This window comes from Patescibacteria group bacterium (assembly GCA_028692545.1).
GTDB lineage: Bacteria > Patescibacteriota > Patescibacteriia > UBA1558 > S5-K13 > STD2-204.
On the sequence record JAQUXC010000013.1, the window covers coordinates 1 to 13,253 of the forward strand.

Sequence of the window (13,253 nt, forward strand, 5' to 3'; positions counted from 1 at the left end):
ACGCATTACATGTTTGGCAAAGACTAGCATTACAATCACTTGAACTTAGACAAGATACACATGAACCTGCAGAACAATATGGAGTTGTACCACTACAAGATGACACACAATTACCAGACGCATTACATGTTTGGCAAAGACTAGCATTACAATCACTTGAACTTAGACAAGATACACATGAACCTGCAGAACAATATGGCGTAGATCCAGAACAACTAAGGACACAACTATTACCAGAACATATATTACAAGCACCTGTACATTGACCACTATTAGTACAAGCTACACATGAATTATTAAAACAATATGGCGCACCAGATGTACAATTTGATACACAACTACCAGAATCACAACGATTACAAGAACCACACTGAGCATCTGTAGTACATTCTGGCGCATTAACACAAACATTACTCTGACAAATTTTTCCAGTAGGGCAATTGGAATCTGTTATACATGCCACACAAGACGTACCTAAACAATATTGTGTAGATCCAGAACAACTAGAGACACAAGTATTACCAGAACATGTCTTATTGCAACCAACTGTACATTGACTATTATTGGTACAAGCTACACATGAATCATTAACACAATATGGAAAAGAGCCCTGGCATATAAACCCACATGATCCACTAACACACATTTCACATTGACCACAATCATTGTCGACAGTACATTCTGGACCAGGAACACAACTATTACTCTGACAAACTTCTCCAGTAGGACAATTTGTATCATTTATACACTCCACACATGAGTTACTTGCAGTATTACATTGTGGTGTATATCCACTACATGTACTTTGACAACTACCGCCTACACATGCTTCACATGGACCACAATTATTATCATCTGTACACTCTAAACAATTACCATTGTCACAAGTATCCCCTGCATTACAACTATACCCACAACTTCCACCTATACATGTTTCACAATTTGGTGCATCGCATCCAGATTTACATGTATGAGAATTCAAATCACACACTTCACAAAGACTGCTATTACAGTCATTATCATTATTACAAGCAACGCAAGTTCCACTAGAACATGTACCAGATGGACATAAATAATTATTATCTACACAATACCCAAATCCATCACATCTATTACATCCTCCAGAACAATCACCGTTTGGATCTTGTCCTGATACAATATTTGAGCAAGATGCTATTCCAGCAGACACAGAACAACTTTTACAAGAAGAACATCCATGTTTGCCAGAACTATAATTTAAACAAGTTCCTGAAGAACAATAATTACAAGGACCATTACAACCTACAAAATTATTTATCCAACCATCTCCTGTAAGTGGTTGACATACTCCTGCATTACAGGTATTACACGGTCCACAATCACTATCAATTGAACATTGTACACATTGATTTCCAACTTTTTGATAACCAGCAGCACAATGCCATTCCAAACAATCATCATTACAAATTCCATGATTTGGTACACCCAAATTTCCATTTGTATCACAAAGCTCATTTATAGTAAAAGAATCTGCTCCATAAGTTAAAGTAGTATTTGTAACTCTTGCATCTCCACAGAAATAACATTCACTTGGATGAGTAGCCCAATTACACGATGCATTACATCCTACTGTTATGGCATTATAAGCTTGATTACAAAATAATCTATTCATTCCTGGTTCACATTCTTCACCACCTTGTAAAATAGAATCACCGCAAACAGCACTAGAAGAATTACTACATTCTGAAATATTATTAATATAAATAGAATTAGAAAAACCAATAGAACCATTATTACCTATCCAAGAACCTACATCAGAATTATTAAATTTTGAATATAATTTATAATTCAAGGCCCTTGCATCTTCATTACCACTATTACCTGATTTATATATATATACTTTAGAATCAATAGGACAATGAAATATATGATTTATAGAATCCCAACAAGTATTTGGATCACAGCCCACACAGGCAGAGCAATTTCCAAAATTGTTTACAGGGTCAATAGGAAGAGACATTCCCAACTGAGCACCTAAAGCAGTATTCCATGATGGCCAAAGCGAAGTACTAGCTCCTATTTCATATGTTCCCTCTCCTAATTCTGGATAAGTTTCTAAACATTTATGAAATTCCATCTCATGATTTATACACTCACTATCAGAATTACATCTTATATTATTAGATACGCTATAATATGAACCTCCAAAAGGTTGATAATAAAGGCCATTTATATTGCCGCTAGAAGCTCCTTCATATGCACAATATTTATTTGAAGCCGCATAATTAACAAGTGCCTTATCAATTGCTCTTATATTTTCCCAACGTTTTGTATCTTCTATTAAATCACTTTTGTCTGAAAAACTTATATTGTAATTGAAATTCCAATTATCCAACAGTTGATTAAATATATTTTCTGTACTTTCGCTTGCACCTTGATTTCTAGAAATTAAATATATGTTTGTAAATTTTGACCCCGCACCAACTTGTTCTTCTGATTTTTTGTTTGCAGCATTTATATAAGTAGTTCTTCCGTCTATAATAGCACTATAGCCATCAACAATTGTATTTGTAGGATTACCATGTACTACAACGTCAGAAGAATTATACCAACTTAAAGGATCTAAATGTTCATTATTTTTATAAATTCTAATACCTATAACATCATTTGTATAATCATTTTCAGCTAAAACATTTTTACTAATAAAACTATCAATTACGCCTTTGAATAATTTTTTTATAAGTTTAAATGATAGTAAATTGTCTGTAGCATCTGTATAATTTATATTATTTTTTGTATTTATAGTTAATCCATTTGCAGTTTGATCTTCTGGTTTAAATGTAAAAATATATTCCAGCAAAAGTCCATCTGGAGTATTAAAGGTTCTAAATATTGGAGTATCATTTAAATAAGGTAGTCCCCCATCCAAACAATATTTTAATCTAAAATTATAATCATCATCTTCAAAATATTCATTAAATTCTTCGTCGTCATAATTTGGCCAAATATTCTCACACATAAATAAATTCAAAACTGCTTCATCTTGAAGTACTGGTCCACTATATCCATCTATTGGATTTGATGGTCTGGCAGATACAACAGTTTTTGTTTCTCCATTATTATTTGCTGAGACCAAATTTGCATTTACTAAATTATTAGACCCAGAAACATTTGCAAGAGAAGTATCAAATACGGACCAATTCCAACTCCAACTATATCCAGGAATAGAAACTATAGGTTCATTTTCATTTGTCCTTCCTTCAACAAAAAATTCTTTTGATTGATTTGGGGTATTAAATTCATAATAATGATTTTCTGGATCAACTATCAAAACATAACCAAGTTCACATACACTTGCCTTCGTAGTAAAATCAAAACTACATTTGTTATTTGAACAATCTAAATAATGCCCATAAGTAGATCTTAATCCAGAAGCAGTGTCTCCAGTAATAGTAACTCTGTACGTAGTAGATGTTTCTAAAATTTCTCTAGGAGATATATTCAAAATTCCATGACCATCCATTTTTGTATAAACGTCATAATCTATAGGTACATCACTTTGTGATGATATTTTTTCTAATTTAACATTGTCACCTATTGTATTGCTATTTATAGACAAAGTAAATTCTGATTTTATAAGAGTGTTTGGACATGCACTATTAGACTCTGGGTAATTAGATAATACATGAAAATCTAATCCATATACAGGAAGACAATCACCATCATTTGATGTATTGCATGTATCTGGACAACAACCGTCAAAAACATCCACTCCTCCACAAGATGAAACATTGGTACAATTAATAGGAGCACAATCTATATCGTCAGCAATAGTGCATCCACTAGGACAACAGCTATCACTATTTATACATTGCGTTACATTTGCACAATTATTAGAGGAACAACTTGGATAACCACTGAAAGTACAAGTGTTATCCGTAGAATTCCAACAACATGAATCTGCTTCACAATCAGTCTGATACCCATTATGACTTGCACAATTTGATTCGCATGGAGCCGAATCAAATCCACATAAACCACCTGACCAACAACAAGAACCTGTATCATTACAAGTATCTACTGAATAATCAAAACAATTAACAGATGTACCACTACCATAAATATGTAAATTTCCAGAACCTGAAATAGAATATTCTTGATTTGTGGATATTATCTCTACATCTCCAGAATCTTCGGCAAGAACATTTGCAATACTTGTATTATTTGCATCAGCTGATAAATTTACAATTTGTGTACTTGGTGGATTTATAGCTTCGCTAGACCAGGCATAAGTATAATCAGCGCTATTACATACATTACAATTTTCTGCTACAGCGACGGCATTGTATTGCCTTGAATCATCTATATTCATAGAATGAGTCAAAGGAGAAACACTTACACTAGCTAATCTACAAGCACCACTATTTGTTTTAAAAAACCATGAACATGTTCCATTATTACATGACAAAGGATTTCCATTTATATCTTCTATAGAATTAGATAAAATTACCTTATACCAAGTATATACATCAAAATAAGCATGAGTATATTCAACAAAAGAATTTCCAGAAGATGCAATTGATATATTTAAACTACTATCTGGATTACAAACTAGTGAAGAATAACTTCCAGTACATTTTTCTATTGATAAACCATCAACAAAACTATCTGTGTTCATATTAATATTTGATCCATCAGCTCTACTAAATTTTATATATATACTAGAATCTAAATATACTTCTTGAAAATCATAATATGGAGATGGGGAGCTTGTTGTAAGATTTGTATCTGTTGCCAAACACTCCTCTTCTCTTATGATAGGATCATCACATACTGGACTATCATCACCTACACATAAACTATTATTTGCACTCCAACAACACGAAAATCCGGGATGTAAAGTTTGATTAAAGCATCCATTTTGATTTCCATTAAAAGAAGAACAATCTGCTCTTATATTTAGCGATGTATTATTACTCAATGATAAATCTATATTTTCTGCATTTATAGTTACAAGTCCACCCATCCATGCATCATTTACATTTACAGTTGTCTCAAATACTCCTGAATCTTCTACAACAGCTACATCATCATTATTTCCACTCCAAGTATATAAATAACCATTATCTGGACAAATATAACAATTACTATCAATAAGGTTAGCATGATAAGATAATTGTCTATCAGCTGGATTTGCTGGATAAGATATGTCATCATTTGGCGGATAAACAAACAAAGAGCTAGGACTACATTCTCCACCACTTAAATCTGTTTTAAACTTCCAGCTATAAGGAATCAAAGAATTTCCTTCTTCATCAAGAATAGTATCTTCCAATACCACTTTATAATATTCATTTATTCCTAATGTATTTGGATTAATAGTAAAATAAGTTGCATTAGAATCATATATTATTTGAGAATTGTCCAAAGTTATTTGAGTATAATTTGAATCTTGTGAACATTGATTTTCTGATGTATTTGGACAATTATATAATTTTATATTTTGAGAATTGAATGTACTAACATCCATATAAGCAGATAAACCACTCTCATATTCAAATACTGTATTAATCAAAGAATTCACTGGAACATCTTGGCTTCCAGGATAGGGGCTTGGTGATGAACCATTTAAACCACATGTTTGTAATCTTACTTTAGGGTTTTCACAATTTACACATGTTTCAAAATGCCATCCATAAAAATCCCAAGGAACTTCTTCTGTAATAGAACCTGGAATATATTCAAAATTCCAAGAGTTTCCATAACCATTATCATTATGAAGGGCAACAAGTCCTGTACCAGCACCCACAGGAACATTTACTGCTAGATATTCATCTGAAGATATATTTAGATTTGTTACATCGACTTCATCTCCATCACTCAAATAGTTAAACGTCATTTTGTCAGCGCTTGGATTTTCAAAATACTCTCCAGAAATTTCCAAAAGATCACTAACTCCTCCGGATGAAGGATTTATACTACATATAGAAGGCGCTGGACTTCCTGGTTCAATATTTACATCTACTTCATTTGTTCTAATATCTTCTCCATCTTCTACTCTTAATTTAGATGGAAAGATTTCAGTCAAATCAGCAAAACCTTCTTCAGGAACCTTTACGATTATTTTATTATCACTCCAATAATCTGTAGAACAAGCATCTGGAAATTCAAAATTTCCATCATTCCAATCACCTGATGCTAAAAATTTTACAGTCTTTGAACCTTGCGAACTTCCAAATCCAGATCCAAATATAGTAACATAACTTCCAACTTTAGGATTTGTGGGGCTAATATAACTTATATTAAAATTATCTGGTGCATCTACTAATATATTCAAACCCAAATAATTACTAAATCTTTCTACTCCACCTTTTTCTACTACAACTCTAACTCCCACCTCTCCTCTTGATAAATTTGGTACTGTAGATTCTACATTCAAATTTTCACCATTATCTCCAGTTCCTGCCCAAATCAAACCACTAGCTTCTATATAATTATTATCATCACCAAAAAGAACCTTTCTATTGTTAATCTCTGTACCAAAGTTTACACCAGATAAATTTATTTCTTCTTCATAACGAGCATTTTCTTTATCAATTTCACACAATCCTGGACCAGGTATATCATTTGTCAAAACAAAACTATCCGACAAATTACTCCAATAACTATCTCCATTTTCCATAACCTTCTTAACTTGTATATTAAAACTAGATATATCAATTGGTAAAGTTTCTGGCACTGCTATTACTATGCTTTTATCTTTCCAAGCATTATTTCCACATGGCAATTGTGCTTCTATGTAACTATCAGTACTATATCTAAAATATACTTTACTATTTACCATATCTACATCTTCCCAATTTCCAAAATTTTCTCCAGCTACTGTCACAAATTGTCCCTTAGCTCCTTGATCAGGAGACACTCTACTTATTCTAGGAGATAATAATTCAAAATCTAATCTCGCTGTACCATTTAATGTTTTTACTGTAAGTAAACCACTCTTTGCAGTTTTGTCATCTCCACCAGTTTCACCACCCGCAGGAACAAATACATTTATATGTTCATTACTAAAAGATTCTATACAAGGATGAGATGGCAAATTATCTGCATTTTGACTTATACATAGTCCATCAACACCTTCTACTAAATAAATATTATCATTGAAAACCAACCATTCTGGATAAAGATAATTTCCAGTTATACTTATATAGTCTCCATCATATTTCCCAGATACAGAAGCATTATCTACTATTGGATTACATTCAGATGTAACTCCAGTAGAAAAATTCCAATCCTCACCAGGACCATTACTAGGATAATCATCTATTCTACCTTCTTCATGAATAGTACTAAAATCTCCATCCAAATAATTTCCACAAACATCTTTTATGACATCACCTTTTAATACTGGATAATAATCAGAATTTGGAAGATAATCATTATTTGGTGTAGATATTAAAGTTGTACTATTTGGAGTACTCTTTCTAAAACTCGTCATCACATCAGCATTGTCATAATCAGTACTATTGTATATAGAAATAGAATTAGATTTTCTCAAAGATCTAAGATCCATATCTTCTGAAAATTTAGAAACTACATATGAAGTCAAACAAATATCTTCTGAATCATCAAATGGAAATGGAAGAGAATCTTCTTCTGAAACAACAACCGTAGGTGGAGTTGTATCTACTTCTATATTTTCTGATGTTTGAAACTCCCACTTAAATTCCTTGCCTAAATTATCTCCATCTGTAGATTTTATTATTGGATCACCTGTTGAAATAGTATCCTCACCAGGCAAAACAACCATATATCTTGTATTTGGAGAATAATCATCTACTACAAACTGTAAAACATTATCATCTTCATCTGGTGTTACAAAGCTACCAACAATGTCACTCGCTACTATATTATTTACATTGGAACAATCATTATCTAAACACTTATAAACATTAAAACTAGATACTGATGATGGATTATTGGAAAAAGTAGCTGAACTAATTTCTATATTATTATTAAAAATTACTTGAATCATACACAAACTAGTCACATTATTGGAAGATGGACTTTTTGATATAGCTCTAAATGAATTTGTGTCTGGATTTGGAGATGTGATACAGGTAGAACAACTACTATCATAAACACTTCCATTACCATCTGGGTTACATCTATAACACCCTCCACAAGAATTAGCTTCACAATTTTCTCCAGGCGTATTGGGATTGTAATGAGTCCCATCTTGAATTGTCTTTAAAACAAAACTTACTATTGCATATGAAGCAAATATTATAATAAGTCCTATCGTAGCTGATATTATTATTTTTTTTGCTTGTGATATTTTTTCTTCATTTCCAGCACTAGTCATCCATACAAATCCACCATATAAAATAAGTATCAAAGCTATAAGACCAAGAAGACCTAAAAATATTTGAATAATAGTACCCACTATAACCTCTATACTCGCATCTCCTAATCTATCAACTCTTGGAACAAGCACGGTTTGAGCATAAACAAACATAGGTACTAATAAAAACAAAGTTCCTAAAAAAATATTTTTCTTAAGTTTTTTTAAATTCTTTAACATTTTTTAAAATTATTGTTGTCCTCTATCTTTTCTATTTGGCTCTGCAATTGTTGGCGCTGGACCAAATGAAAAATTAAAACAATTTCCATAGTTATCTTTTAATTTTGCAGTAACTCTTGGTCTATAAACACTATTTGTATATAAAAATGGAGATCTTATAGAAACGTTACATTTATTATTTTCTAAATTTGGATCAATTGAATTATCTGTATTTAAATAAACTATATAGTTTGGAAAACAATAAATTGTTTCATTTGATTCTGATTCTACGCTAAATGGAATATTTTCCTTATCTCCCAAAAATGGAGCTTCGCTATTATCTCCTGTATCATTACAACCCAAAACCTCATCAAATTTATAAACATAAAAATTATTTGAATTCAAAGAACTTGGAGATATCGTAGAATTAAAACTAGCAGAAATATTAGAATTTCTATTTACAGAAGTTGTATTATTATCTGGACTTACTTTTTCTACTACAGGAGCATCTAATTTAATTGTATCATTTGTAGAAAATATAAAAGTATAATCATCTGTAGGAGTTCCTTCTGCGCCATTTATTTCATTACCATCCAAAAAATTTCCAGCTGCATCATTTATACCACTTGATGGATCAAACAAATCTCCAGAGTCCAAAACTATTTTTATGGAAGAATTTTCTGGAAGACAAAATACTTCTTCCCCACAAGAATTTTCCAAATAACCACCACCACAACTAAGTTTTGAAAAAACTTCAACTGTTCTATATCTATTACTTATTCTTAATTCAAAATCACTAGGATCATGTTGACTAAAGTTTCCGCTATCTAGTAGTGCTCTTGTAAAAAGATTTATATTATTGTTTATACTTAAAATATTTATAGGTTCTGAAAAATTTATTTGTGTAATAATATTTCTTGCAACTATTTGATCTTCTCTTGGTATTGTTAATGTTACTTGCGGTGGAGTAAGATCCAAAAAAGTACTTACTTCAAATTGCCAAAAATAACCTGTATCCAGGGATCCAAATAAAGCACCTTCTGTCTGTGTAGACATTGAGTCTTTTAAAAAAACAGAAGTTCTTGTATTTCTAACACCACTTCCCAAATATACTCTTGGTTTTAGTATTACATTTTTTCCATCTGCACTTAACATTGCCATCACATTACTTGAATCTACCGGACTACCTCCGCCTGAATCTATATCATTTCTAATTTCTATATCATCACTCATAACCCCACATTCTACACCAGGATTTGCATTTATATAACTTTGACAAATTCCATATTCCACAGAACTTTCTTCAAATTCAGCAGTATCAGATACTATACTAGATGTTGCTACTTCAACTTTAAATGTTATCATTATCATAGTGTTTCTAGGGACATCTATAGCATCACGCTCTGGATAGTGATATTCTATTACTCCTCCGCCAAGTGCCCCAGAGCCAAATCCAAAACCGAATTGATTATTTGTATTTGTATTATTGCTATTTGTATGAGTAGAATCATACAAACCTTTTAACAAAAAATTTACAATCGCATATGAAGAAAATATTATGATAAGTCCTATAACTGCTGATACCATTGTTTTTTTTGCTTTAGCTATTTTTTCTTCATTTCCAGCACTTGTCATCCATAAAAATCCAGCATAAAGAATAATTACAAGACTTATAATTCCAAGAGTCCATAGAGCTATATTTATTACATTTACCACAATAGTCTCTATATCATTTGTCCCAAGTCTAGAAACTGTAGGAACTGCTACGGGATCATTTTGAGCATTTGTAATTTTTGGCAACAAAAAAATAACTGCTGACACGAAAACAAAACTAACAGCAGTTATCTTTTTTAAAGAAGTTTCAAATTTTTCTAAAACTCTAAAAAACATTGTGATTTATATTTTTATTTATTCTTAAATTTAATCAAGAATTTCTTTGAGTACTTCTGAGACTACATTACCCTCTGCTTGACCTTTTAAACTCTCCATAGCTAACTTCATTATTAGGCCAAAATTTGGTTTCGTCTTATCTATTTTATCTTTCTCTATTATATCACAAATTATATTTTTTATCTCATCTTTTGTTTTCATTTGTGGAAGATATTTACTTATAATATCTAATTCAAAAGATTCTTTTTTTACCAAGTCATCTCTTCCACCTTTTTGAAACTGTTCTATACTATCTTTTCTCTTCTTTGTCTCTGAAAACAAAATAGAAACAACCTCCAAATCATCCAATTCTTTCTTAATGTCTTTTTCTTTATTCTGAATAGAATTTTTTAATAACTTAAGAGTGTTAACAGACTCCAAATCTCTAGATTTAATAGCGGTTAACAAATCATTAAATATTTTTTCCTTTAAAGACATTTTAATTGAAATTAGAATCTTCCAACTTACCTATCTTTTTCAAATATTCTCTATTGTCTTGAGCTTTTATTCTATGTATAGCTCCTTCTTTATATTTTCTCTTACTCTTTGTTTTGTTTTGAAATCTTATTTTTCTTGCTTGTAATAATTTACCACTTTGGATAATTTTTTTGGTAAATCTTCTAATAAGCTTTTCAAATGATTCATTATTTTTTGCCTTTACTTCTACCACTTTATTCACCTTCCTTTCTAAAATATAAAATATTTTAAATTATTTTTTCTTATTTAAATTCAAACTATTTAATCTTCTTGCTAAAACAGAAACTATTTTGCTATCTGGTACTATTTCTTGATTACCGCTTTCCATATCTCTTATCAAAACAGTATTATCTAATATTTCTTTTTGTCCAATAATAAGTGTCATTTTTGCCTTTAATCTATTTGCATCTTCAAGTTGTTGTTTTAAAGCAGTTTTTGATATATTTTCACAAACATCAAAACCATTTTGTCGGAGTTCTTCAAATAAGGTAAGAACTCTTTTTTTAGCCGTATCTCCAAGTTGTGCTACAAATATATCATGAGTTCTAACTCTTTCCAACTCTTCATTTTCTCTTTCTCTTAATATATTTATAGTTCTCTCCATACCAAGTGCAAGTCCGATTGCTGGAGTACTCACTCCACCCAATTCTTTTACAAGTCCATCATATCTTCCTCCGCCACCTAGCGCACTCTGACTTTCATGTTTAGCTTTTGGAAATATTTCAAACGTAGTACGATTATAATAATCAAGTCCTCTAACTATTGTAGTATTTAATGTATATGGAACTTCTATATCATCTAAATATTCCAAAACTTTTACAAAATGCTTATTACAATCTTCACACAAGAAATCTACTATCTGTGGTGCTTCTTCTACAATTTCATGACACTTTTTTTCTTTACAATCCAATATTCTTAAAATATTTTTTGTATATCTATAATTACATTCTTTACATAATTTTGATTTATTTTTTTTCAAATAAATTTTTAAAGCCTTTTCATATTTTGCTCTACAATTTTTACAACCAATACTATTTATCTGGATATCTACATCTATTTTCAAATCTTGATACATTTGATAACACATATAAATAAGTTGAGCATCTATAATAGGATCATCTTCTCCAAAAATCTCTAATCCAAATTGATGAAATTGTCTATATCTTCCAGCCTGAGGCTTATCATAACGAAACATTTCTCCCATATAAAAAAGTTTGACTGGTTTTCTCTTATTAAGCATTCCATGTTCTATATAAGCACGTACCACTCCAGCAGTTCCCTCTGGTCTCATACTCACTTTTTCTTTTCCAAGGGTTTCAAATGTAAACATTTCTTTTGAAACAATATCTGTTCCAACACCAACTCCTCTTACAAATAATTTACTATCTTCTAACATTGGCAAATCTATTCTTTCAAATCCATAAGCATGAGATATTGCTATAAATTTTTCTCTAACAAAATCCCAATAAAATTGATCTTCTGGTAATATATCCTTAAATCCTTTTACAAGATCGAGGCTTTTTTGTTTTTTTGATTTTTTTGATTTGGGCATTATTTTGTTATTTCGAGTCCATAATTAAATTTAGATGAATCAAAGGTAGATATTTTGTTTAGCGGAAGCCCTCTAAACCAAACCTTACCTATTATAAGAGATTTATTTACTGGACCTATTATTCTAGAATCTTTACTATTATTTCTATTATCTCCTAATACAAAATATTCATTATCTTTCAAATCTACCTCTTTTAAATAGCTAAATGTTTTATAGTCTTCTGGTAAATAATCTAATTCATTTATTTTTATAAATTCATCTGAATTTATTGCTTTTATATAAATTTCTCCATCTTCTATTTTTACACTTTCCCCAGGAAGACCAATAGTTCTTTTTATATAAAATTCTTTGTGATTTTCCGGGTTTTTAAAAACTACTACATCCCCTCTTTCCGGTGCCCCAAAACGATAACTAATTTCATCTATTATCAAATATTCTTTATCGTGAAAATTTGGTTGCATAGATGCACCATCTACCACAAACGGCTGTATAAGAAAATACCTAATCGGTAATATAATGGCTAGTGATATAATAACAGTTTTTGTTATTTCAAGTACAAAACTTAGCGACGATTTCCAAAAATGTCTTGATTTTGTATCTGTATTTAATTCATCATTTAATTGATCCATATTTTCATTTTTATTTTTTATAATTTTTGTTATATGCTTATAAAATACATTAAAATTAATACAAAAAAATTGTTTATATTAGAAATAATATAACACACAAAAAACAAAAAATCAAATATATAAA

Annotated in this window: 6 protein-coding genes; all 6 read right to left on the minus strand. The window is 30.6% G+C overall.

The genetic code is table 11. The features are described 5' to 3' along the window. On the minus strand, nucleotides 1-8,563 hold an 8,563-nt coding region (locus PHZ07_04675; protein MDD3284860.1), incomplete at its 3' end, for an Ig-like domain-containing protein. A gap of 9 nt (nucleotides 8,564-8,572) precedes the next feature. After that, nucleotides 8,573-10,432 (minus strand): Ig-like domain-containing protein, encoded by a 1,860-nt coding sequence (locus PHZ07_04680; GenBank protein ID MDD3284861.1) that lies wholly within the window; start codon nucleotides 10,430-10,432, stop codon nucleotides 8,573-8,575. A 30-nt stretch (nucleotides 10,433-10,462) separates the two neighbouring features. Next, nucleotides 10,463-10,909 (minus strand): GatB/YqeY domain-containing protein, encoded by a 447-nt coding sequence (locus tag PHZ07_04685; protein ID MDD3284862.1) that lies wholly within the window; start codon nucleotides 10,907-10,909, stop codon nucleotides 10,463-10,465. A gap of 1 nt (nucleotide 10,910) precedes the next feature. Then, nucleotides 10,911-11,150 carry a 30S ribosomal protein S21 gene (locus PHZ07_04690; GenBank protein MDD3284863.1) on the minus strand — a complete coding sequence of 80 codons (240 nt, stop codon included), beginning with the start codon at nucleotides 11,148-11,150 and terminating at the stop codon, nucleotides 10,911-10,913. 30 nt (nucleotides 11,151-11,180) lie between these two features. Then, nucleotides 11,181-12,500: a histidine--tRNA ligase gene (gene hisS / locus PHZ07_04695; GenBank protein ID MDD3284864.1), complete on the minus strand. Its 1,320-nt coding sequence runs from the start codon at nucleotides 12,498-12,500 to the stop codon at nucleotides 11,181-11,183. Further along, nucleotides 12,500-13,129 (minus strand): signal peptidase I, encoded by a 630-nt coding sequence (lepB, locus tag PHZ07_04700; protein ID MDD3284865.1) that lies wholly within the window; start codon nucleotides 13,127-13,129, stop codon nucleotides 12,500-12,502. Before lepB ends, hisS begins: the two co-directional genes overlap by 1 nt. Nucleotides 13,130-13,253 lie beyond the last annotated feature (124 nt).

What these genes read in the sequence shown, in the direction of transcription:
- PHZ07_04680 (MDD3284861.1), bottom strand. Translation starts at nt 10,432, where the DNA reads ATGTTTTTTAGAGTTTTAGAAAAATTTGAAACTTCTTTAAAAAAGATA.
- PHZ07_04685 (MDD3284862.1), bottom strand. Translation starts at nt 10,909, where the DNA reads ATGTCTTTAAAGGAAAAAATATTTAATGATTTGTTAACCGCTATTAAA.
- hisS (MDD3284864.1), bottom strand. Translation starts at nt 12,500, where the DNA reads ATGCCCAAATCAAAAAAATCAAAAAAACAAAAAAGCCTCGATCTTGTA.
- lepB (MDD3284865.1), bottom strand. Translation starts at nt 13,129, where the DNA reads ATGGATCAATTAAATGATGAATTAAATACAGATACAAAATCAAGACAT.